The organism is Agrilactobacillus fermenti (assembly GCF_047943045.1).
Lineage (GTDB): Bacteria > Bacillota > Bacilli > Lactobacillales > Lactobacillaceae > Agrilactobacillus > Agrilactobacillus fermenti.
In genome coordinates, this window is the sequence record NZ_CP181347.1 from 2,451,010 (window position 1) to 2,472,213 (window position 21,204).

The 21,204-nt window shown below is 42.3% G+C and carries 18 protein-coding genes and 1 riboswitch; of the genes, 10 read left to right on the forward strand and 8 right to left on the reverse strand.

What is annotated here, in order from left to right; genetic code table 11:
• The first annotated feature begins 25 nt into the window (after positions 1-25).
• The 3 genes from menB to ACNAN0_RS12215 all read left to right on the forward strand — a co-directional run bounded on the left by menB (position 26) and on the right by ACNAN0_RS12215 (position 3,621).
• A complete protein-coding gene (gene menB / locus ACNAN0_RS12205) occupies positions 26-853 on the forward strand; it encodes a 1,4-dihydroxy-2-naphthoyl-CoA synthase (RefSeq protein ID WP_230914218.1) in 828 nt (275 codons plus the stop codon).
• A gap of 153 nt (positions 854-1,006) precedes the next feature.
• Complete coding sequence (locus tag ACNAN0_RS12210) at positions 1,007-2,476, forward strand: o-succinylbenzoate--CoA ligase (RefSeq protein WP_416353433.1); 1,470 nt, start codon at positions 1,007-1,009, stop codon at positions 2,474-2,476.
• Positions 2,477-2,847: 371 nt separating this feature from the next.
• Positions 2,848-3,621 carry a hypothetical protein gene (locus ACNAN0_RS12215; RefSeq protein WP_416353434.1) on the forward strand — a complete coding sequence of 258 codons (774 nt, stop codon included), beginning with the start codon at positions 2,848-2,850 and terminating at the stop codon, positions 3,619-3,621.
• Between the two features lie 78 nt (positions 3,622-3,699).
• Here ACNAN0_RS12215 and ACNAN0_RS12220 read toward each other — a convergent pair whose 3' ends face one another.
• From ACNAN0_RS12220 to ACNAN0_RS12235, 4 genes are all read right to left on the reverse strand, one after another.
• Positions 3,700-5,361: a hypothetical protein gene (locus ACNAN0_RS12220; RefSeq protein ID WP_230913159.1), complete on the reverse strand. Its 1,662-nt coding sequence runs from the start codon at positions 5,359-5,361 to the stop codon at positions 3,700-3,702.
• Positions 5,351-7,069 carry a 6-pyruvoyl-tetrahydropterin synthase-related protein gene (locus ACNAN0_RS12225; protein ID WP_230913158.1) on the reverse strand — a complete coding sequence of 573 codons (1,719 nt, stop codon included), beginning with the start codon at positions 7,067-7,069 and terminating at the stop codon, positions 5,351-5,353. Before ACNAN0_RS12225 ends, ACNAN0_RS12220 begins: the two co-directional genes overlap by 11 nt.
• The gene (locus ACNAN0_RS12230; protein WP_230913157.1) at positions 7,069-7,728 is read right to left on the reverse strand and encodes a hypothetical protein; all 660 of its coding nucleotides are present in this window, start codon (positions 7,726-7,728) and stop codon (positions 7,069-7,071) included. Before ACNAN0_RS12230 ends, ACNAN0_RS12225 begins: the two co-directional genes overlap by 1 nt.
• Before the next feature lie 109 nt (positions 7,729-7,837).
• Complete coding sequence (locus tag ACNAN0_RS12235) at positions 7,838-8,962, reverse strand: MFS transporter (protein WP_416354205.1); 1,125 nt, start codon at positions 8,960-8,962, stop codon at positions 7,838-7,840.
• A 152-nt stretch (positions 8,963-9,114) separates the two neighbouring features.
• On the opposite strand from ACNAN0_RS12235, the gene ACNAN0_RS12240 reads away from it, so the two are divergent.
• From ACNAN0_RS12240 to tenA, 4 genes are all read left to right on the forward strand, one after another.
• Positions 9,115-9,720 carry a glycerol-3-phosphate acyltransferase gene (locus tag ACNAN0_RS12240; protein WP_416353435.1) on the forward strand — a complete coding sequence of 202 codons (606 nt, stop codon included), beginning with the start codon at positions 9,115-9,117 and terminating at the stop codon, positions 9,718-9,720.
• 118 nt (positions 9,721-9,838) lie between these two features.
• On the forward strand, positions 9,839-10,078 hold the full coding sequence (locus ACNAN0_RS12245) for a DUF1858 domain-containing protein (RefSeq protein WP_416353436.1): 240 nt from the start codon (positions 9,839-9,841) through the stop codon (positions 10,076-10,078).
• Positions 10,065-11,564, forward strand: coding sequence for a DUF438 domain-containing protein (locus tag ACNAN0_RS12250; RefSeq protein WP_416353437.1), 1,500 nt, complete (start codon positions 10,065-10,067; stop codon positions 11,562-11,564). Before ACNAN0_RS12245 ends, ACNAN0_RS12250 begins: the two co-directional genes overlap by 14 nt.
• A 20-nt stretch (positions 11,565-11,584) precedes the next feature.
• A riboswitch (TPP riboswitch) is annotated at positions 11,585-11,674 on the forward strand.
• A 283-nt stretch (positions 11,675-11,957) separates the two neighbouring features.
• Positions 11,958-12,659 (forward strand): thiaminase II, encoded by a 702-nt coding sequence (tenA, locus tag ACNAN0_RS12255; RefSeq protein WP_416353438.1) that lies wholly within the window; start codon positions 11,958-11,960, stop codon positions 12,657-12,659.
• Here tenA and ACNAN0_RS12260 read toward each other — a convergent pair.
• The 4 genes from ACNAN0_RS12260 to ACNAN0_RS12275 are packed head-to-tail and all read right to left on the reverse strand — an operon-like array spanning position 12,653 to position 17,730.
• Positions 12,653-13,126 carry a nucleoside deaminase gene (locus ACNAN0_RS12260; protein ID WP_416354206.1) on the reverse strand — a complete coding sequence of 158 codons (474 nt, stop codon included), beginning with the start codon at positions 13,124-13,126 and terminating at the stop codon, positions 12,653-12,655. The genes tenA and ACNAN0_RS12260 overlap by 7 nt on opposite strands.
• Positions 13,126-13,644, reverse strand: a complete 519-nt coding sequence (locus ACNAN0_RS12265; protein ID WP_416353439.1) for an O-acetyl-ADP-ribose deacetylase — start codon at positions 13,642-13,644, stop codon at positions 13,126-13,128. The genes ACNAN0_RS12260 and ACNAN0_RS12265 overlap by 1 nt, the downstream gene beginning before the upstream one ends.
• Positions 13,645-13,657: 13 nt before the next feature.
• Positions 13,658-16,369, reverse strand: coding sequence for a transglycosylase domain-containing protein (locus ACNAN0_RS12270; RefSeq protein WP_416353440.1), 2,712 nt, complete (start codon positions 16,367-16,369; stop codon positions 13,658-13,660).
• Between the two features lie 17 nt (positions 16,370-16,386).
• A complete protein-coding gene (locus tag ACNAN0_RS12275; RefSeq protein WP_416353441.1) occupies positions 16,387-17,730 on the reverse strand; it encodes a hypothetical protein in 1,344 nt (447 codons plus the stop codon).
• Positions 17,731-17,896: 166 nt separating this feature from the next.
• Between ACNAN0_RS12275 and ACNAN0_RS12280 the strand changes: the two genes are divergently transcribed.
• The 3 genes from ACNAN0_RS12280 to ACNAN0_RS12290 all read left to right on the forward strand — a co-directional run bounded on the left by ACNAN0_RS12280 (position 17,897) and on the right by ACNAN0_RS12290 (position 21,186).
• Complete coding sequence (locus ACNAN0_RS12280; RefSeq protein WP_230913149.1) at positions 17,897-18,826, forward strand: hypothetical protein; 930 nt, start codon at positions 17,897-17,899, stop codon at positions 18,824-18,826.
• A 609-nt stretch (positions 18,827-19,435) separates the two neighbouring features.
• Complete coding sequence (gene pxpB / locus ACNAN0_RS12285; RefSeq protein ID WP_416353442.1) at positions 19,436-20,173, forward strand: 5-oxoprolinase subunit PxpB; 738 nt, start codon at positions 19,436-19,438, stop codon at positions 20,171-20,173.
• The gene (locus tag ACNAN0_RS12290) at positions 20,170-21,186 is read left to right on the forward strand and encodes a biotin-dependent carboxyltransferase family protein (RefSeq protein WP_416353443.1); all 1,017 of its coding nucleotides are present in this window, start codon (positions 20,170-20,172) and stop codon (positions 21,184-21,186) included. Before pxpB ends, ACNAN0_RS12290 begins: the two co-directional genes overlap by 4 nt.
• Positions 21,187-21,204 lie beyond the last annotated feature (18 nt).

Sequence of the window (21,204 nt, forward strand, 5' to 3'; positions counted from 1 at the left end):
CACTCCTAAAAGAAGGTATACATATATGTCTACAGAAGCATTTCAATGGACCAAAGTTAAAGATTACAGCGAGATCATCTTCGAACGTATGGACAAAATCGCTAAGATCACAATGAATCGACCGCAACATCTAAACGCTTTTACACCTGTAACCGTACAGGAAATGATCGACGCATTCAACATTTGTCGTGATGATGCGACCATCGGCGTCATCATTTTAACTGGTGCTGGTGATAAGGCGTTCTCATCTGGCGGCGACCAAACTGTTCGCGGCAATGGTGGTTATGTAGGCCCTGACCATATCGCGCGTTTGAATGTTTTGGATCTCCAACGTCTGATTCGCGTGATTCCAAAGCCAGTCATTGCTATGGTCAAGGGCTGGTCTGTCGGTGGTGGTAATATTTTACAACTTGTCTGTGATTTGACCATTGCCGCTGACAACGCTAAGTTTGGTCAGACCGGACCAAAAGTCGGCAGTTTCGATGCTGGCTATGGTTCTGGCTACCTAGCCCGCGTCATCGGTCATAAACGGGCTAAAGAAGTTTGGTTCTTAAATGAATTTTACTCAGCTGAAGAAGCTTATAACATGAACTGGATCAATAAAGTCGTCCCACTAGCTGACGTCGAAAAAGTGACCATTGACTGGTGCCGAACGATTCTTAAACGCTCGCCAACAGCGATCCGCCTTATCAAAGCAGCGATGAACGCGGACACTGATGGCCTTGCTGGATTACAGCAACTCGGCGGTGACGCAACCATGCTCTTTTACACCACTGATGAAGGTAAAGAAGGCCGCGACGCTTTCAATGAAAAACGTGACCCTGACTTTGATCAATTCCCTAAGTTCCCATAAAACAGAGCGTGAGCAGCTTCGGGTCGTTTTCGAGCACCAACCTAGAATGATGCAGTGGGTGAATTTCCCCATAAATCATTCGTAGTTGAGTGATGAAGTTGGGCACACGAACCCATTTCCCCCACCAAATCCCCACAAAAAGAAGGTCATGCTATGGAAAATTGGCTCAAAAAACGTAGCCAGCTTTCTGCCGAAAAAATAGCGTTGGTTTATCAAGACAAGCACATTACTTTTTCAGAATTAAATCAAATGGTTCAACAACTAGCAGGTCAAATCAACCAGCAGCTCACCGATCAGCGACCTGTTGCTGTGATTGGCAACAATAATTTGATCACTTATCAAGCAATTTTAGCGGTTCATCAATTAGGCTTACCTTTAGTACTGCTAAACTTTCGCCTATCCGTTAGAGAATTGAATTTACAACTAAGTGATGCGCAGCCACAGCTGGTTATTTTAGACCAAGCTTTAAGCAACCAAATATCCCCGGAACAGTTAAATATGCCAACGATCACCACATCCGAATTAACGCGGGCAGCCATTAAACCGTTCCAAGTTCAAGCTGAATTTAAAAATGATCAGTTGGCTGATATTATGTACACGTCTGGTTCCACTGGTCGACCCAAGGGTGTCATGCAAACTTTTGGCAATCATTTCTATTCGGCTATTGGCACGGGGCTAAACTTCCAACTAACTGACCAAGACGCTTGGCTCTGTGCGGTCCCATTATTTCATATTAGTGGCTTGTCGATCATGATGCGCAGTTTGATCTATGGCCTCACAGTCTATTTGGAACCTAAATTTTCAGCCCAGCGTATTAACGAATTATTGAGTCATGAACCAGTTACCATCATTTCTGTCGTCCCCTATATGTTAAAAAAATTACTAGCAGCGTTACCTTTAACCCAACACTACCAATCAAAGTTTAGAATTATGTTCTTAGGTGGCGGCCCCACTGACCAACAAACTTTGACCGCATGCCAGCAACGTCATATACCAGTAGTGCAATCCTATGGTATGACAGAGACTGCTTCAAATGTCGTCGCGTTAAACTTCAAAGACGCGCAACGTAAACTAGGCTCTTCAGGGCAAGCTTTGTTCCCGGTACAGCTTCGAATCGATCATCCGAAAAATAAAAAATTGGGCGAAATCCAATTGAAAAGTCCAACGATCGCTCAAGGCTACCTGAATCAACCAGAACTTTTTCAAAAAAAGTTTACCCCAGACCATTGGTTTAAAACTGGTGACGTTGGCTACCTTGATGCTGACCATTTTCTTTTCGTAAAAGGTCGACAGGACACGATGTTTATTAGCGGCGGCGAAAATATTTTCCCCAATGAAATCGAAGATGTTTACCACAATTACCCTGATATTCAAGAAATTGTGATCAGTCACGAGTCTGATCCGCAATGGGGTGCAATCCCAATTGCCTATATCGTTGCTAAGCCACAAGCCCAGCTCTCGACTCAAACATTGACCACCTTTGGCCGCCAATATCTTGCTCACTACAAAGTTCCGAAGAAATTCTACCTTCTAAAAACGTTGCCAAGAACTGGAAATGGCAAGATCGACTATCGTGGGATTCATGCGTTGCATCCAGATGTGAAACAGTTGTTATCTAATTAATAACGTAAACTTTCAAAATGAGACTTGGGTTTTAACAAATTTGAGAGTTTTTTAAAACGTTTTGTGCAATAATATAGTTACAGAGATGTATAACCCACTTATCTTAAATACCTTCCTCCCAAAAATGTAGAAAAGATAAATACATCTCTCCCCCTATTCCCCAAGAAGCCCTGGACAAAAAAGTGTTTTTGCCTAAGGCTTCTTTTTTGTTATTTAAATAGTTACTACCCCGTTGATTTAGATCAGCAGTATCTTTCCATAATGTTTATTCTGATCACAAGACAATAGGATTCAAATAATGATAAACTTAAGGGATGAAAAATCAAAAACTAATTGCTCATTCATTATTGTGCTTAAGCTTACCAATATTTTTGGGGGCATGTACAACACAAAAAGAATCCACTAATCAAAAGGCAAAACCAACCACCTCGATGCATCGGACAAATCAGTATCAAAATACCTTAGCAATCGCAAAGAAGCACCAAAAAATCCAACAAGATAACCTGAACAAGCTTCCAAAGCAAACTTATAAAAGTGAAGCAAGTTATGCTTTTGGCAGAGATAGTTACCAAGATATGGTTCATAAAACGACAGCGACCATTCAAGGCGTCATTACAAATTGGACCAATGTACCTGCTGCACAAAATATGCCAGTAACAATTTTATCAGTTTACGTTCATCAAGAGTTTACTGGAAAAGCCAGCGACTTGGTTGGTAAAACAATTTATGTCTATCATCAAGGTGGCATCATTGCCAGAGATAATTTATTAGCCGGTGAATTAGATAAACTCGGCAGTCAAAAGTTATCCCCGACACAATTGCAAGAACTCGTCCTCTCTCAAAAAGAAGGCTTTGAAGTTCCGGTTGTTGGGACTGAAGTGGTATTCAATCTCAATAAAATTCCTAAGGGTGCTTTACCAAAAGCAGCCGAGATTGTTGATCAAAGTTTAAGTTATGCTTTTGGTTGGGATGAACAGAGTTCATGGATCAAACAAGCAGATGGGAAATATGTCATGTCCGGCCAATCTGATAAACCGTCATCGAATAATGGAAACTCTTCGGATACACTTCAAAACCAATCCTCAGAATGCAATGTCAATAAACAAATTACAGCAGAAATTAATCAAAAGGTGCTCAATCACTGAGCACCTTTTTACTTGTGCCAAACAAAAAAACTATTGTTGTCTATGTATTAAAAGCATCAACAACAATAGTTTCAAACATTATTTAATTCTTTGAACAATTGCATTAGGGGCCGATAAATACGGCGTTACTTTAACGATTTTAAATTTATCCTGTTCCATATTTTGAAATGTAAAGGTAGTCCCAATCGGTGCTGAATTGACATTTGCATACGGCAATAGTGCATAATCCCGCTTGCGAATGGTTTTAAACTGCGATAAGTCGCGCAGTGCTCCATACTTTAATTTAGGTTGGAAGCCAGCCGGTGTATCGCTAATCTTAGCATCTTCAGCTGGACTCACAATAGCCACCGTTTTGAAATAAGTAAACGTTGAACTAAGCTGACTGACATACAAATAGCGGTTAGGATGCTGCTTTATAAATTGATTGATCTGATCAATATTTTGATAGCTAGCTTGTAAATAGTTATTTTGAACGCCTGCTGTAAAATATGTCGGCATATTTGCTGAACCATAATAAGCATGGACAAAAAGCAGCCCCAGTACGACTGGCAGTAAAACTATGGCTGCTCTTACCAGCCATACGCGAATAAACTGATAACTGTACCAAAAACCAAGCCCCACCAAAATCATTAATGGCAGATTGATAAAATTCCAGTGATTATAGTTTGGTTTAACGATCAACATCAGTGGCACAAAACTGACTAAGCTAATCACCACAAGATTTCTAAATATATTTAATCGTGAATCAGCCTGATGATAGGCAAAGATGCCCACTGGCAGTAATAGCAACAAGGCTGGATAAATCACGCCATAAGGTGCCAATGAATTCCAGGCAAGCCCATCGCTGCCCTTAATATATTGCTGTATACCAGCACCTAGGTTGGCAATAGCGATGTCAACAATATTAGGTGCATGAAAGTCGATAAAGGAAACGTTCCGATTATTGCTATAAGGTGGTAGCGTCCACCACAAGAAATGTTTAGCCGTTGTAATATGATAAATATTCGTATCGATGGCGAAGATAACTAAAGGCAAAACCAAAAGTACTGTTAAAACTAAGGCCATGCCAAGTTCCTGCCAGGTTAGTAATTTCTTAACGAAAGTATAAATCGCCAATATCAGTAAGAAAACCGGCAAATATAGCCAAGCCACTGAATAGCCGTATGCCGCAATGGCAATGAACGCTGTGCCTAAAAGTAACCAGCTCAGACGCCACTTTTTAGTCTGCGCCCGAAAGGCCAACATTAAGCCTTCAATCCCAAAAATTACCATGATTGGCGCAATATTACAATCTAACACCCAACGTGTCGAAATAAACAACCAAGGAGCCGTTATCAGCGTTAATTCTACCAACAGGCTGGCAGCGAAATGCTGTGCTAATTTACGAACTAACAAGCTTATGCTAAGGATCAGCAACAACGTAATGATCACAAAGGGTGCCCGAAATGCAGCGATTGAAAAGCCAAATAATTTGACAACTGGAACCACAAAGAAACTGTAAAGGATCGATTGACCCCCAAACGGACCTTGAAAGTAAAGTGGCCAGGAATAGCCGTGGGTATCTTGACCATAATCTGCCAAACTTTGGACCTCGTTAGCCAAAGCACTTTCATCAATAAATATATGAGGTACCGTCCCCAATTTGTAAAACAAAAAACAGCCATCAATGAGCAGTAAAAGCCCCATCAACGTGTAGCCTATTAACACATGGTGCCCCGTGAGACCAAGCTTATGCTTCATTTTGATTGAGCTTTCTTCGTTGAACTATCTCAAAACCTAGAATTACCAGACCAATTAACGTTAAACCAAAGGCTAAATAAGTCAGCAGTGTTGGGATATATCTAACGGTCACCACATTCTGGTTTTTTGCAGTTGTTAAAACCAGCGTGTGGTCATCGGCAACTTGATAAGGCACTTGATGTCCATTCAACCGTACTTGATAATTATGCCCATAAATCAAGAAAGGTAAATCCACCAGGGCTTGTTTGGGCGCAGAAAAATGATAGGTCATACCATTCGGTTGACTAGTAATATGATTAAACGTCTTAAGCTCACCATTAATCATCCCTAGGTGCATCTTGATCATATTCGCATTAGGGACAGTTGCTGCTGGCCAATAGTCTACCATATCGTGGTAACCCAACATATTATGATAATTCGCCTGGTTGACTTTGAAGGTAACTCCGCCATTCGTTCGGGGTACTGGCCGTATTGCTGTACTCAAATAATTCAATTCTGGCAGTGTTTGGGCAGACTTCACCCAATTATTAAAGCCAATCGTTGCGGGTAAAATCAATAATACCAGTGGTAAGACCAATGTCCAGCTTGGCAATTTCTTTAGAACTAGGTCGATCACATAGGCTAAAACGATCATCAAGAAGAACATTGCAAAGATCAAAAAGCGATAAGGGAATTGAATGATTGCCACTTGAGAGTTTTGCCAATCTTGCCAAGGAACTAATTTTGTTCCTAGCATTAATAACACTAACCCGATAATATAAGTGACCCGATATGTTAAAGGTAGTTTTACAATGAAAACAAGGCCTAAAACGACTGCTATTAAACCAATCAAACCAATATTAAAACTGGTTAATTGGACATGTAACGACTGTGTAACCAGATCATGAAGCGATGCCGAAAATTGGTTTAGCTGAAAGGTAAACGGCTTTTGCATGGTCACTCGGGTCCCAAATTTAAGTGCTGGCAGCCAATAACAAGCAGTTAAAAGTACAGTCAACACTCCTGCCTTGCCCAAGGAGAACAAGCGCTTTTTCTCTCGATAGAACTTCAAAGCATTTGCCAAGCTACATAGCAACACTAAGATGCCGACAAAAATAAAGCTAAGGACATGACATAAAAAGATCAACGTCAGACCAATAGCTAAGCTGTACCAATGTTGCGCATCGCGCCGCAATACTTCATAAGTTCCTAGGAATACCAATGGTAGAAAAGTAATTGCCCAACTTTCCCCAAAAACAAAGCTGCCATACATCACAGTAATCCTAGTAATCGAGAAAGCATAAGCTACCGCAAAAATGAGTGCTTGCCGTCTAGAACCAGAAAAACGTGCAATGGCAAAATAACCCAGCGTCAGCGTCAAAAAAGTCTGGATCGCTAAAGTTAGATATAGTGCCGTCACTGGATTATGCAAAATTAATTGTAAAATTGCACTGAGATACACTGGCAAGCCAGGGTACATGGCATTAACGGGCACCCCAACATTGCTAAAAGTATATGTATTAATAAAAGGTACTAAATTACCGTGTTTTAAGTTTTGCGCTACTTCAGCAATACGCTGCGCATGAAACTGCAGATCCCCATAGGAATATAACTGGCCCGTTTTCAAACCCGGCCAAACACTTAGCCAACTCAAAAAAATAAAGAGCAAGCCCAACAGTAATGTGGCAACATAAGTACGATTTGTATTTGTTTTTTTAGTTTCTGTCATTATTTTCCACCGCCAATCGATTGACTCGTCAGCTGATTATTCTTGAATTCAAAGTGATATTTTTGGCTTGATTGGCCAGCATATGTCAATTTAGACTCTAATTGATTGGTCAAGGTTGAAGCCTGATAATCTGTGGGATAGCCCAATCGCTGCATCACAATGCTTTCATTCAACTGTGCTTTAGGCGTATCAGCTAATGTATGAATCAACGTGCCCTTTAATCGAGAACGGTCCACCCCTGAAAGGGATTTTTCAACGACTTGCTCTTGCCAAACACCAAAACGCATCGTTTGATACATTGCTCGCGCCGTATTCGGGTGCCAAATATAAGTGGTGATCGTTACGTTTCCGCCGTTGACAGCCTTATTTTCAGCAATAACCTTAGTAGGCTTGCCAAATCTTTGTTGCAAAAGATTACGATTGAAATCTCCGGTATTCACGTTTTGACCAACTTGAGTACTAAAAAAGTTTGTAATATCTTGCTGGGTCTTAACGCTTTGACTGGTGTGCTCAACTTTGCTTAACTGCTGCGTCTGAGTAATACCTAGAAAAATAGCAATAAGTAGAATCAAGCCGATTAAGCTGCTGCGAACAACCGCCATCCTGTCTTGCCAAAGTAGTTTTCGCAGCCAAAAAAGGCTTTTATTTGTCTGGTCCAATTTGATTCCTCCCAATAAATAATAATACACTACCTAAAATAACATTATTGTAAGTTCTGGTTGCAATGTTCGCCACGATAAAAATCAGAACAGTCCTATTTTATAACACTTATCTTTCCTGATACACTAAATAATGCAATAGCAGCCCCACCACTTGGTACCCTAATGCTAACAGACACACGCCAAACCAAGCAGCGTGTTCCCAAGCCAAGGTGCCTAGTAGTGACCCAGACGCGCCACCAATGAAATAACTAAACATGAAAACAGTATTGTTCCGGTTACTAACGGCTTCACCCAGGTTTTGTACCCGTGTCTGGTTCGCTACTTGACCGCATTGGTTGCCCACATCGAGCAAAATAATGGCAACGATCAATGCCGCAAGATGTTGTCCTAATACTAGTAATAATAAAAAGCTTAGCGTTTGTAATACTAACCCGATGCCAACAATCTTACGGGGTGCCATTTCATCCGCAAAGCGACCGATAATTGGCGCTGCTAAAGCCCCACCAGCCCCAAGCAAAGCTAGCAAGCCAACCATCCCACTCCCCTGATGGTATTGCGCTGCAATATAGAAAACCAGGGTCGACCAAAAAATACTGAACGTGCCAAACATGAGAAAGCCGTTGATTGCTGACTCTCGTAAAACTGGCTGTTTTTTGACTAAACCTGGCATTGAACGAACAGCATCCAAGTAATTGCGTTGATGGATCGGTTGATCTTTCGGCAGCATTTTACTCAAAAATGCCACTAAAATCAGGATCATCAAAACAGCAATCAAATAGACGTAGCGCCAAGGTATATAATTGCTCAAGATACCACTAAAAGTTCGGGAAACTAATATCCCGATCAATAACCCGCCTAATAATGTTCCCATAACTTGCCCACGCCGCTCGGTACCTGCCAAAACAGCCCCATAAGGAATAATGATCTGTGGGATGATCGATAAGAGCCCAATCAAGAAACTAACCGTAATAAAACTCATGAAATTGGGCGCAAAAAAAGCAGCCAATAAAGATAAACTGGATAGTAACGCCATTCTAATGATCAATTTATAACGGCTGACCACATCGCCCAGCGGCACCAAAAATAATAAACCAAGGGCGTAACCAAACTGCGTGACGGTTGAAACGGCGCCAACTTGACCAACAGAAATATGAAATGACTGCGCCACTAAATTACCAATTGGCTGAACATAATACATATTTGCCACGACGACACCACAAGCAATTGCCATGATTAAAATCAGTTGGCGTGACAACTTTGGCCGCGTATTCTTACGATTCACATAATCCCTCCAACAAAAAAACTTCATCACCTATGATAAGCTGGAATTTACAAATTTACCAAACTTTCTTATGATCTTTATATTAATGTTTGGAGGAAATTATGAAAATTTTTTATAGCATACTCATCGGTTATTTCCTGGGCAATTTTCTTTTTGCCTATGTTATTTCTTATCTGAAAACGGGGCAAAGCCCAACTACCTTTGGCTCTGGAAATCCCGGTACAGCTAATGTAGGCGCTGTTCTAGGTAAACAATACGGTATCCTAGTTCTAATTTTTGATCTAGCAAAAACCGTTCTGGCTATGTGGTTAAGTTATCTGCTTTTCCCGGCATTAGGCCGAATGGTGATCCTATATGCCGGGCTTGGTGTAACTTTGGGCCATAATTTCCCTATTTGGCTTAAATTTAAAGGTGGTAAAGGTGTTGCCGTTGCAGTGGCTATCGTTTTACTATACAACCCGCTCTGGGGTCTAGTTAGCTTACTAGTTGCTTTAGCATTATTATTAGTAACCAAATACTTAGCTTTAGGCGGCATCGCCATTTTACTAGCAGACACAATTTTGGGACTCTTTTTTTACTCGAAAAGCGCTTGGGTCATCTTATTACTACTAACGCTTATCATGATTTTTCGCTTCTGGTCAGATCTTGTGGACATTCGCTACCAGCGCGCCAAGAAAGTTGATTTATTGCAACGGTTTAAAAAATAGCAGTCCCCTAGTGTGAGCGGTTATCTAATTGATAACCGTTTTCATTTACCCATAAATTTTGTTATAATTTGAGCAACTCATCGCATTATTTTCCCCCCAAGAAAGAGGTGCTGTCTTTATGACGAAAACACTGGATTTAAGCAAATTGGTCTATGACCTCGCTAAAGCATATCCTGAAGTCATAGACGTTTTATATAATATTGGTCTAAAGGATATCAAGAAACCCGGCATGTTAAATACGGCCGGCCGTTTCATGACAATTCCTAAAGGCGCCGCTTTAAAAAAAGTGCCGCTAACTGAAATTATTGCCAAATTACAAGATCAAGGATTTGAGGTGATCAACCATGCCAACAGCTGAAGAATTACATAATAGCGCCTATCGGCAGAAAAAAATCGTTGAGATCTTAAAAATGTTGCATGAAGGTGGAAAGTTTGAAGACGCCAAACGGATTTTTGATGAAACTTTTTCCAGTGTTGATGTGTCTGAAATCACTTCAGCAGAACGGGAATTGATTGCTACTGGCTTAAACCCGATGGAAATTCAAAACCTTTGTAATGTGCATGCTTCTGTTTTTAAGGGTGCTATCAAAAACGATCAAACCCCCTCTAAAGCTGAAGATACCCCCGGGCACCCCATCGCAACCATGAAATTAGAAAATATGGTTCTTACTTCTTTATTAGATGATGAATTACTGCCAGTATTGAAGCGGTGGCAGCAAAGTCCTGACAGCAGCGACCAGGATGTCATGCATGGTCCAGATGAAGATCAAGCTAAGCGCGATGCCGCTTATTTGAAACGCATCCAAAATGCGCTGAAAGACCTCATGACTATTGATCATCACTATGCCCGCAAAGAGAATTTAATTTTTCCCTTAATGGATAAATATGGCATCACCGCGCCACCTAAAGTCATGTGGGGTGTAGATGATGAAATCAGAGGCTGGATCAAAACTGCTTATCAACTCTCAGTTCAAGAGCCTACCCCGACGAAATATGATTTAGAAACAGCAATCGAAAAAGCCAACAAAGAGATTCAAGAAATGATCTTTAAAGAAGAACAAATCATGCTGCCCATGGTAGATGAGGTCTTTACGCCTGACGATTGGGGAATGATTGCAGCGGAGAGTAAAGAAACTGGTTATACGCTAATTCCCGAACCATTGCCCTGGCAGCCTACCGATGCGGATCGCGCCGAAGCTGCCAAACGTAAACCTTCCAAACTCGCCAAAGAACTTAACGAAATGGCCTTAGCCATGCAAAAAGAAGATGAGGCTAAACGGCAAGTGAAAGTTACCGAAACTGCTAATTCAGCTACCGAGACTAAAACAGCAACGGCTGAAGCGGCGCCAAAACCAAAGCTGAAACAACAGCGCCATGTCCGTGATAAGCAAGCTCGGCAACAACTTAAAGATAAAGCCTATATCCAGATTGATGAAAATAGTCCCGCTAAGATCAACTTTCCTACCGGAACCATGGACTTAGCCCAGTTGACCAACGTGCTGTCTGTTCTACCAGTGGATGTCACGTTTGTGGATGACCAAGATATTGTTCGCTGGTTTTCCGATAATGGTGATCGTGTCTTTCCGCGTACCAAAGCTGTGATCGGTCGTGCCGTTGTCAATTGCCATCCCCCTAAAAGTATGGATAAAGTACAAAAGATCCTAGATGATTTTCGGGACCACAAAAATGACCACGCTGACTTTTGGATCAACCTTCATGGCGAAAAGTTTGTCTATATTCGTTACTTTGCTGTGCGTGACAGCGACGAAAATTACTTAGGCTGTTTAGAAGTTTCTCAAGATGTGACCGAAATTCGTAACCTTGAAGGCGAAAAAAGGTTATAATACTTTCATACATCAAAATATTGTGACATTTGGGGTGCCCCTCGGCTGAGATCAAACCCATTGAACCTGATGCAGTTAATACTGCCGCAGGAAAATGCCAACGAACAGACTTTAAGCGATGCTTTCAGTCGCTTTACGTTAAGTGCATATAAAAAAACCGGGGTAAAAGTAAACTTTTACTTCGGTTTTTTTATACGGGGCGGGAGACAAAAGGCGTTCAATACCTGAGTACTAACAAGAATTGCGAAAAATGGGGGCTTGCCATTTGAGCCATTCGTGGTTAGTTGAGGGTGTTGCCTTTTGGAACAAATTTAAAATTTAATTGTTCGCAAGCAAATGGATGGCAAAGACTCTGCCAAATGATTCACCCAGTGTCGCAACAGGAGGTTTTTTATGTTTACAGAGATTGCTTTAGCTCAAGCACGTCCTTACTGGGAGGGCAGCTTTACACATCCGTTTATCAAAGAACTGGTTGCTGGTGACTTAGCCAGCACTGCCTTTCGTTACTACTTATTGCAGGATCGCTATTATCTAGAACACTTCAGTAAGATCCACTTATTGATTGCCCAGCAAAGTAGTGATACCCAGGTGAAAGCCTTAATGTACCAAAGCGCCAATAACCTAGCCGATGGTGAGCAGATGGTGCGTCATGATTTCTTCCAAGAGTTACAGATCAAACCGGCAGAAATCGCTCAAACTCCAATAGCGCCTACAGCTTATCATTATGTTTCCCATATGTACCGACAATTAGTCGAACATACACCGAATGTCGCTTTGGCTAGCTTGTTGCCTTGTGCTTGGCTCTATCAAGCGATCGGCCAGCGCTTAGCTACCAAGGGCTCCCCGAATCAACTCTATCAACGTTGGATCGACACTTATGCCAGTGACGAGATGACCGAATCCGTCCAGACCTTTAAGCAAATCATCAACCACGTCTATGCGGACCCTAAAACCACGCCAGCGGAGCAGCAAGAAATGGTCGATGCTTTTGTGATCAGCAGTGCCATGGAATATAACTTCTGGGGCATGGCTTATGAGCTGGAGACTTGGCCCAGTGATGCGAAAATACAACCCAAGTCAGCTAAGCCTCAATAAAGCTGCCGATCACTAGCTGCTTTAAAAGCGTCAAAAGCTTTGATCGTTACGTCACGCTGTTCTTGTTTAAGATCTAAAACGGTTGTATCTTGGGCATCGTGTTTGATGAAATCATAAATAAAATCATCACGAAATCCAATTTCAGCCGCATCTTTAGCAGTATTCCCGTAATAAACTTTTTTAATATTGGCCCAAATGATAGCCCCCAAACACATGGGACATGGATAACAAGATGTGTAAAGTACACAGCCGGTTAAGTCATGCGTCCCTAACTTTTGGGTGGCTTTTCTAATAGCCGTGATTTCAGCATGAGCTGTAGGATCATGATCGACTAACACTTGATTGTGGGCTTGAGCAATGATCTGGTCATCTTTGACAATCACACAGCCAAAGGGGCCGCCATCTCCAGTTGTCAGATTTTGTTCGGCTGCCTGGGCTGCTAATAACATATAATCTTGTGCCATAATTATCCTCCAATTATTTTCTTTTTTGCCTGCATATAGGCTTGTTTCGTGACACTATCAAAAGCGACTAAGCGGACTTGGCGAACAATCGTCGCTTGGGTCAAAAAATCTTTGATCGTTTGAACAGCGATCTCAGCTGCTTGATCCAGGGGAAAGCGATAAACTCCCGTACTGATTGAAGGAAAGTCCACGGTCTCACACTGATGTTGCTCTGCTTGCACTAGACTGTGCCAATAACTATTGTGCAACAGCTGAGCTTCATTTTGCTGGCCACCATGCCAAACTGGGCCGGGTGTATGGATAATATACTTAGCTGGCAAGCGAAACCCAGGTGTGGTTTTGGCTTCACCCGTGGGGCAACCATTTAATTTACGACAAGCGGCATCTAACTCTGGTCCAGCCGCCCGATGGATTGCGCCATCGACACCGCCACCACCCAATAAAGAGGTATTGGCCGCATTTACGATGGCATCTACCTGGCTTTTAGTAATATCTCCTTGAATTACTTGAAAATCAATCATCTTAAACACTTCCTTAACGACTACTGTAACTACTGTTGCTACTAGCCGTACTACTATCTGAAGCAGTACTTGTCCCAGCATCAATCGTCACATCTGGCGCGCTGCCGCCATAACTCCGAATTTGATTCATGATATCGATCAACTTTTGTCGCTGCTGTTCTTTATCACTATCATTATTTTGATACGCCGTCCGGGTCTTTTGTAGCTGTGTCGTATACTGACTGCGTAAACCGGCAAGAATTTGCTGCCGCTGTTGATCTTTCTCCTGTTCGACCTGAGCCTTTTGGGCATTCAAGGCTGACTGACGACTATTTTCTTTCTCTTGATCTAAAGTCGCTTTTTGAACATTCAATGTTTTTTGTAATTGTAGGATCTGCTGATCAAAGTCTTGCTTGGCTTTCATATGACGAACTTTTTGATTCTTATAGCGGACTTGCTGCAGCTTATCCAAATACTGCCCATATTCTGAGGCCTTGGTCATTTGACTTGGATCAAAACTATTAATAGCCTCTCGTACGACCTGTTCGCGGCGCTGTTCTTCAGCTTTAGATAAATGATAGATCAGTCGATAATCTAAATTAGCCAAACGATTCTTATTGGCAGCCACTTGTTGGGCAATAAACGTCGTCATGGCATTGTCAATAATGTCCGCAGGCGTTTGTTTCTTGGACTCTTTCGTTGCCGTCAGATCATCGCCTTTTTTGATGATCGTGCTGGGCATTGGAAAGTCAGTTTGAGGCTCTTTTAAGTCGCTGACTAAGAACTGGCCAACATTCTTAAATACCTGCATCGGCAGGTTGGTCTCAGCCTCAGTCAAAGACTGGGGTTTGTCATAACCGACCCAAGTTGCCACCGTAAACTCAGGTGTCATACCGACAAAGTAAACATCCTTATTATCATCAGTGGTACCGGTTTTACCAGCTGTATAGGGAAAATTGTCTAGAGCTGCGGGTTTCCCTGTCCCATTTTTGACCACTGATTGCATGGTGTTAAGCATCATATAGCTGGCATTTTCAGTATAGACTGGCACTTTAGAGTGGGCATTTTGATAAATCATACGGTGCTGCCCAGTATCATAAATTTCTGAGATATTGGTTGGTTGAATAAAATCGCCACCGCGGGCAAAACTACTATACCCCGAAGCCATTTCCGTGGTCGTTACCCCGTGGCTATACCCCCCGATCGCAATAATAGGGTTGCGATCTTCAGGCGTGATCGAGCTAAAGTCCATCTTAGCCAAATCATCGTAAAAGGTGCGGTTCGTATCCGACAAAGCTAATTTGAAAGCCACTGTATTGATTGATTGCTCTAAAGCATAACGCAGCGTCACCGGCCCCTTATATCCGGTATACCAGTTTTTGACGGCAGAGTTAGCCACCGGTCCATCCACGACGACGCTTTGGGGTGTGTAACCCCGTTCAAACGCCGGCGCATACGCTGTCAATGGCTTAGAAGCAGATCCTGGCTGTCGTGGCGCCGCAAAAGTCCGGTTCAGGTGGTCGCCATCTGTCGTTCGACCGCCGATCACAGCCAGAACATTCCCCGTTTTATTATCTACGACAGTACTAGAAACTTGAGGTTGCAGTTTACCATCAGCCGACCGAGTGTTATAGCCTGTAAAAGTTTTTTGAACCTGCTGCTGAACTTGATTTTGTAAATTTTGATCGATGGTTGTTTTGATCGTATAACCGCCATTTAAAATCTGACCTTGATAGGTTTTATAGGCTTGATTGTAAGACTCATCATAACGCTTTTGAGCGGCATCATTAGCAAAACTGTATTTAAATACAAAACCATGCGCGCGCATAACTTCTTCAACCGTATTGTTGATGGCCGCTGATAAGGCATAGTTTGAACTAATGTCATTATCATAGGTAAAATCATGTATCTTCAACGATAACGGCGTTTTTAGTGCTTGATTAAATTGCTTAGTCGTAATCAACTTCTGCTGATGCAAGACCATTAACACGGTATCACGGCGCTGTTTTGCCGCTTGCGGATGAACTAGGGGATCATACAGTACTTGATTATTAGGCAAACCGATCAACAGCGCCAATTCAGGTAAAGTCAGCTCTTTTTGATTTTTGGAAAAATAATATTCCGCGGCACTGCCGATGCCATACGTCCCATGGCCTAAATAAACATCATTCAAATAAAATTCCAGCAGTTCATGTTTGGTAAATTTCTTCTCTAGCTGCTGAGCAATGACCATCTCTTTTAGCTTTCGTGTAGGCGATTGCGTCTGATCTTTTAAGACAATATTTTTGACCAATTGCTGGGTCAAAGTGGACCCGCCTTGAACTTGGTGATAGAGCAAAAACTGAAAGCCCCCACGAATAATAGCGTAAGGATCAACCCCATGATGCTCATAAAACCGCTTATCTTCCACAGCTACAAGCCCTTTGGTCAGCATCGGATTGATCTTTTTGTATGTGATATACGTTGATTGGGTATGCGTCAAAGTCTTCATAACGGTCCCGTTACGATCCAACACTTTGGTCGGTTGTTTTGGATAAAAGGAATTCTTAGTGACAGTTTTACTCAGTGCAAAACCATCCGCAATTGCTTGTTTATATGTTGCGCCGTGTGTGTGCCAAAACCAGCCTGCCCCTAGGATTACCAACGCATAAAGCGTAGCTACTACAATCCAAAAAGCACGCCATCCTGGTCGAAGCTTATGTCGTTTTTCATTTGGCGCCATTGTTTTCGCCTTGCGTTTAGCCAAATCACGTGCCTCCTAAATCAAATAACTGCAAATACCATGCCACTGTTCACCGCACCGATCAGACCACTGATCGAACTTGAAGAAACACGTACAACATTTTCACTGCTTAAGCTGCCACTGGTAATAAAGCCTAATTGTCCGCCGCTAGCGACCAAAATTGAACTACTTAAGGCTGGCTGATTCTTAAGCCAAAATACAGGTGTGGCACTATTAAAGTCACTCGTTGAATTATCTGCGTCCTGATATTGACTTGGTGGGGTCGTAAAGTAGGTCCCAAATTGACTACTATCTGGATCCGTAATGACGCCTGCATCTGCTCCAGGGCTTTGAATCGTGGCCCGAATCCGGTAAGTTCCTGTATCCAGATTATTATTCACAACGCTATAACGACTGCCAGAAACGTTATAAACCGAGCCTGAACGTTGTGCAATAAAAATTGAATTTGCATCTGAGTCTAAGACTAGTAACCGGCTTGCCGTAATACCGGCGTCATTTAATGCTTGTGTCAAAGCATTGCTTGAGACAGAGCCACTGCTGCTACTTGGGTTTCGATCGTTTGTTGGCTCATCTCGACTATTGCCGCTATCGATTGTTACCTTAGCTGGCGTATAGGGTACAGTCAATGGGGCATTCTTAAAATCTTCGATTGCCTTTTTATCTGCGGCTGCTTGGTTTTGATTCTTTTCTTTTTGCAATTCAGTGAAACTGGCATCCATTGCTTTGATTGGTTGGCGCCAATGAGCGATGATCTTGCGATTCTTTAACAATCGGTAATAAACATCAGCCTCAGAGACTTTTTCCTGAGTCAGCTGCTGTTTATCCTGTTGAAAAGTCTGATACACCTGCCCAATGAATTGATTGCCATCATTGGTTTGTGCCACCCAAACTTGTACCGTATCTAACCGATTTTTTTGTCTTTGATAAACCGTTTGATTTTTCTCTTTTAGTAAGCGTTGATCTAGCCGATTCAATTGCGCAACGTTAACCCCATCACGATAATAATTTTTGCCGTCCATCAACCGATCTAAATCATGATCTCGTTGTTGGCGCGCTGTATAATCCTGAAGCAGCTGCTTTACTTTTTGCCGATTCGTCGGTGTCAATAACCAGGACCAGTGTGCTTGGTCCGTGCGAACCCGTTGTATCGTGTGTGCGGCAACATTCGTTTTTAAGAATCGCTGTCGATCTACTGTGGCATATTGAGCTTCAACTTTATGCCGGATGTGGACATTTGTATAGCCCCAACCAGCGGCACTCCCCAATGTAACAGCCACCAACGCAAATAAGGACCATAAAATGATCCGTTTAATTTTTTTCTGATGTTTTTTTCGACTTAGACTCTTCGCTTGCCGAGTTGACATTGCTTCAGTTTCCATGAATGATGCAAACTCACTTTCTCAGCGTTTTGTACTATAATTATAAGGTTAAATTATGTATTTTTAAATTCAGTTGCAAGGTTAAATACTTTAGTAAATAATAGCATTAGTTCCCATATTCTATTTATTATAATCTATTTTGAGGTTTATTTTGAAAAAACATCGCAAACTTTTTAGGATTCTTGGCATCATATTTGGCAGTCTGATCATTATTATTGGCCTACTCTTTGCTTTTCGACGGCCACTGTTAAATCATGCCCAAAAATTTTTAACAGCGCAAACCATTCCTTTTAATTGGATCGTTGACCCTAATCATGTAGCAAACGGGCTAGACGTTCCAGAAGTCAATCTAAGCGTCACGCAAATGGATGACGTCAAAAAAGATGCCCTGAAAGTCGTCGACAATATCAATAATGACTTCAGTGTGGCTAAGCAAAACTATACTTTTTTAACTGGGAAACAAGCACGACAACTGGATCGTTGGGTCCATAGTAAGCCCCATCAATATATCTATAGCTTTACCCCGGTGGCTTTTGGCCGCACCAACACTGGAAATTATGTTCTCGTCAGTGCCAATCGTTACGACGATACAACGACGATTGTCTCATACCGTTACCGCGTATACTATAACGCACAAAACGCCATTACCAAAACAGTTTACATGAGTACTGTTAAGCACAATACCCCACCAAAATTTGTCTTTGCACAGGCACCTGTGGGCACAGATGGCGTCTCCACGGCAACTAACTTTACCGAAAGAATTAAAAACATTTTGTCTAAGAGCAGTGCCTTTGATAATAATAATGGTAAATTGGCCCAATATCGAGGCCTAGCGGAGCAATTGAACTTAGCCACTGATAGCGCCCCAGCGTTACAAAAATATTTACAAGTCAGCAACACAGATTTCCAAAATACCGCCATCATTGGCTATGAACTAACCGATGTCCCTCGCGTCACGCGCTTCTTCTTAGTCTCCGGAACCAACCGTCATAAAACTTATTTCACGCTAACTTACGATCGAGACCAAGAAGGCTTTACCAAATTCCAAAGAGGCCTGATCAACGCCAATGAACAAAAATAGAGCGTGAAAAAGGGCGTTCAGCGACTGAGCACTAACGAGGATGGCGATAAATGGTGCCTTTGCCATTTGAGACATTCGCAGTTAGGTGAAGGCGTTGCCCTTTGGAACGTGTTTAAATTAGAGCGCGAGTAAAGCTGGTTAGCTTTGGAGCACTAACCGAATTATGCCGATGAAGCATCAGCTTCAGCAAATAATTAAGGTTAGGTGACAAAGTTAGCTTTACGAACGTGTTTAGAGCGTGACAAAGGGCATTCAGCGACTGAGCACTAACGAGGATGACGATAAATGGTGTCTTTGCCATTTGAGACATTCGCAGTTAGGTGAAGGCGTTGCCCTTTGGAACGCGTTTAGAGCGTGAACATCATCGGCTAGTTTTCGGGCACCACCACAAATAAAGTCATTACTGAAGCACAATAACTTCAGGTAATGGCTTTTTTATATGCCCTGATTTAAAAGTTTAGAAAATAAATTTCCATCGATTTTCTTTGATTTAAAAGTAATTTTTAATGAAAATCACAATTTTAGCGGGTGAAATAATTTGATTTAGATTAGAAAAATGATATATTGATGATATGTCAGTATATATCACATTTAAGGGGGCGCTGATTATTGATCGATTACCACTTTTTCCCGCTAAGTGAGTCCAGCTTAATGCTCATCTATCCCAATAAAATCGATGTTCATGAAAATACCTTTATTCAACAATTAGCTCAGACGCTACAGCACACAACTGAAATATCTGGTATTACGAGTGTTATTCCTGGTTATGCGACCTTAACAGTTAACTTTGACTTACTTCAAATTGATCAAGCCACACTTCGAACACAACTCACTAAACAAATGCATCTTCTAGAAACAACTATAACTTCAACTCAGCGCATTATCGACATTCCAGTTTGCTATGACGAAGAATTTGGTCCCGATCTACAAGCAGTTGCCGACTTTGGCCATTTAACGATCGCTGATTTGATTCAGTTACATACCCAACAAACTTATTTTATCTTCATGTTAGGCTTTCTACCGGGATTCGCTTACATGGGTTCAGTACCCGATCAAATCGCCATGCCCCGCCTGGCTACGCCACGAAAAACGTTAGCAGCCGGCAGCGTTGGTATTGCTGGTCAGCAAACGGGTTTTTACCCGGTCGTTTCACCAGGCGGCTGGCGGCTGCTTGGGCGCACACCCTTGAAATTATATGACCCAAAAAGGCCGCAGCCACGCTATCATGCGGGCGATTACATTCACTTTTACAGCGTTGATCGTCATGATTTTGATGAAATTTATCAAGCTGACCGCGCCGGTGCTTTTCAACTCCAAATTCATCAAAGAATAGGCGACCACTCATGAACACAATTGAAATCTTGCACCCCGGCTTGTTTACGACCATTCAAGATATTGGCCGGCCAACCCACCAAATTGATGGCTTCTCCGAATCCGGTGCTATCGATCAGGTTGCTTATCAAATTGGCAATTTACTCTTGAATAATCCTGATAAAGCCGCTGCCTTAGAATATACCGGCGTAGCCCCTGATCTCCAGTTTAACACTGAATCTTTTATCGCCATTACTGGTGCTAAATTAGCCCATCCGCAATTAAATCGGCATTTGATCCGGCAAAATACAGTCTACGCTGTTCATAAGGGTGATCAGCTGAAGTTAGGTCCCCTAGCGAGTGGTCATTTTGGGTATTTGGCAATTGCTGGCGGCATCCAAACTCCTAAAGTCTTAGACAGCCGATCTACTACTCTAAAAGCCCAAATTGGTGGGCTTAATGGGCGAACGTTGCGCAGCCATGATCAGATTCCAATCTTGCCGATCCAAACGATGACCAGCCTCAAATATCGTAATTTTAGTTGGCATTCATTGCCAGCCCAGCAGCCAATTCGAATTCTGCCCGGGCCGCAATGGTCCCAATTTACTAAACAAGCACAGACACAATTTTTGAACCAAACTTATACCATTACCAACCAAACGGATCGTATGGGCTATCACTTAACTGGTAAGCCGATCGCCACGCCTACTACGAACCTGCTTTCTCAGGGAACCGCTTTTGGTAATATTCAAATCACCCGCAACGGCGACCCCGTCGTCTTGTTGGCTGATCGACAAACCACTGGTGGGTATCCAGTGATTGCTACGATTGCAGCTGTTGATCGGCACCGGTTCGTTCAAAATGCCCCTCAAGCTAAAATTCACTTTCAGCTATTGACTGTTACTCAGGCAACCGCACTATGGCGTACGCAGCAGCAAAATTTACAAGCGTTGACCCAAAGTTTTCACGCCATGAAATATCAACCACCCATCAGTCCACAGCGTATTGCCGCGCAAAAAATCACGTCCATGATCCAGGTTACCGATTAAATGCTATTTATATTTTGG

Coding starts and splice junctions, on each gene's coding strand:
- ACNAN0_RS12240 (WP_416353435.1), top strand. CDS start 9,115: ATGAAAATTTTTTATAGCATACTCATCGGTTATTTCCTGGGCAATTTT.
- ACNAN0_RS12290 (WP_416353443.1), top strand. CDS start 20,170: ATGAACACAATTGAAATCTTGCACCCCGGCTTGTTTACGACCATTCAA.
- ACNAN0_RS12245 (WP_416353436.1), top strand. CDS start 9,839: ATGACGAAAACACTGGATTTAAGCAAATTGGTCTATGACCTCGCTAAA.
- ACNAN0_RS12220 (WP_230913159.1), bottom strand. CDS start 5,361: ATGAAGCATAAGCTTGGTCTCACGGGGCACCATGTGTTAATAGGCTAC.
- tenA (WP_416353438.1), top strand. CDS start 11,958: ATGTTTACAGAGATTGCTTTAGCTCAAGCACGTCCTTACTGGGAGGGC.
- ACNAN0_RS12250 (WP_416353437.1), top strand. CDS start 10,065: ATGCCAACAGCTGAAGAATTACATAATAGCGCCTATCGGCAGAAAAAA.
- ACNAN0_RS12265 (WP_416353439.1), bottom strand. CDS start 13,644: ATGATTGATTTTCAAGTAATTCAAGGAGATATTACTAAAAGCCAGGTA.
- ACNAN0_RS12225 (WP_230913158.1), bottom strand. CDS start 7,069: ATGACAGAAACTAAAAAAACAAATACAAATCGTACTTATGTTGCCACA.
- ACNAN0_RS12275 (WP_416353441.1), bottom strand. CDS start 17,730: ATGTCAACTCGGCAAGCGAAGAGTCTAAGTCGAAAAAAACATCAGAAA.
- menB (WP_230914218.1), top strand. CDS start 26: ATGTCTACAGAAGCATTTCAATGGACCAAAGTTAAAGATTACAGCGAG.
- ACNAN0_RS12210 (WP_416353433.1), top strand. CDS start 1,007: ATGGAAAATTGGCTCAAAAAACGTAGCCAGCTTTCTGCCGAAAAAATA.
- ACNAN0_RS12235 (WP_416354205.1), bottom strand. CDS start 8,962: ATGGCAATTGCTTGTGGTGTCGTCGTGGCAAATATGTATTATGTTCAG.